At 41.4% G+C, this 1,462-nt stretch carries 2 protein-coding genes; both read right to left on the bottom strand.

What is annotated here, in order from left to right; translation table 11 throughout:
* A partial coding sequence (locus NHH16_RS15370; protein WP_262070467.1) for a helix-turn-helix domain-containing protein occupies positions 1-575 on the bottom strand: 575 nt, incomplete at its 3' end.
* A gap of 27 nt (positions 576-602) precedes the next feature.
* The coding region (locus NHH16_RS15365; RefSeq protein WP_262070466.1) for a DUF5688 family protein at positions 603-1,462 on the bottom strand (860 nt) is incomplete at its 5' end.

Raw genomic sequence — 1,462 nt, 5'->3', positions numbered from 1 at the left:
TCAATTCCCTTATTATTAAATCCCACAATGGCACCTGTTTGGCTTTGTCCTTCCCTGTTTAACCGATTGGCTCGTTCCTTTGCTTCTGAATAGGTAGCGAACTGCTCTGGTTTATTCTTTTCTTTCACCACCTCTCCAGACTGGGTATCATATACTACAAAGGCTTCTTTTGGATTGCCCTCTGGACCTTTAATAATGTCTCGAACAGAATAGATCTGTTTTCCTGGTGGTTGGACATCTAGCTGAATCCCTATTTCTTTTAAAAAGCTGATTAGATAGTCATGGTCCTCTTTGATTTTCAAGACTGTATTTTGTATCGTAATCAAAGCCTTGCTTATCTCGTTTCTCGATAGAATAGGACTTAGCTTCCCTTCTCTTAGGCTTATAGATGATACCTGAAACAGGTTACCGATCAGTTCATAGGTGCCCTCATCCACAGCCCTGATACCTCTTTCAACCTCTCCCACCTCCTGCTTAGTTAAAAAAGTTAAATACCCAAACTCTTCTTGAGACAAGCCCTTCTCTTCTCGAATATTTTTAATTTGCTCTCCTACTTTTTCTTTTAACGTCTCCATATTTACCTCGCTTTGAAAACCTTTTCTCTACATGGTCATCTGGGGTGAATCTATTTCCGGTACTTTTTGCACATCCATCTCTGCTACCGGCATTAGTTCCTTTATCTTTGGATCATAAAAATAGGCCGTGTCTGATATCTGGTCAACAGAATCTACCTGACTCTCATTCACTTCTTTTACCATATTGGATAGTTCCTCTGGAGAAACCCCGCGCGACTCTGGAATAATGATTAGCTCATGTTTGCTCGAGGGTAGCACAAAATAACCCTCGCCTAATATGTTCTCTATTGTTTCTTTCACCCCGGGATAGAAAAATAAGGACGCACCATAGAATCTACTTTGATTGGATAAAACAAACATCACTTCGTCCTTATTCACCTCCATGTTTTCGTTAAACTCTACGTTATTTACACTCACACCTTGCAAAAACTCGTTCATGATCTCTTCCATCGGGCGAAATTCAATCGGGTCTCTCCTGAGACTATCGATTGCCATTTCATGAATCGTATCTACATCTAGGTCTCTCGTCATAGCCATGCCTTTTGAGATGCCAACGGTTCCCTGACCACCATCAGGCATCACCTCTGTCACCTGCACTCGATAGGTTAGGGCTAGTCCGCTGCCTACATCTTTATAAACTAGATTTTCAAGATTTTCTGTATTTCTTACCTTATCCACCAGCACTGCAAATACTTTATCCTTCACGTCTACATTTAGAATATCCTCTGCAGCAACCGGCATATGGGCGTGTTCTTTATAGATATCCCGGATCTCTGTTAACACGTCCGCAAACGACCTTCCATGCTGGAGTTCTGCATAAAAATCTTCTAAATATATCACCGGAGCCACATTTTCTTTACCAGCTGTTAAGATAAGACCCGTCTTCC

Origin of the sequence: Ohessyouella blattaphilus (assembly GCF_024721265.1) — a bacterium.
Classification (GTDB): domain Bacteria; phylum Bacillota; class Clostridia; order Lachnospirales; family Lachnospiraceae; genus Aequitasia; species Aequitasia blattaphilus_A.
This window is presented reverse-complemented; position numbering and strand designations above follow the sequence as displayed.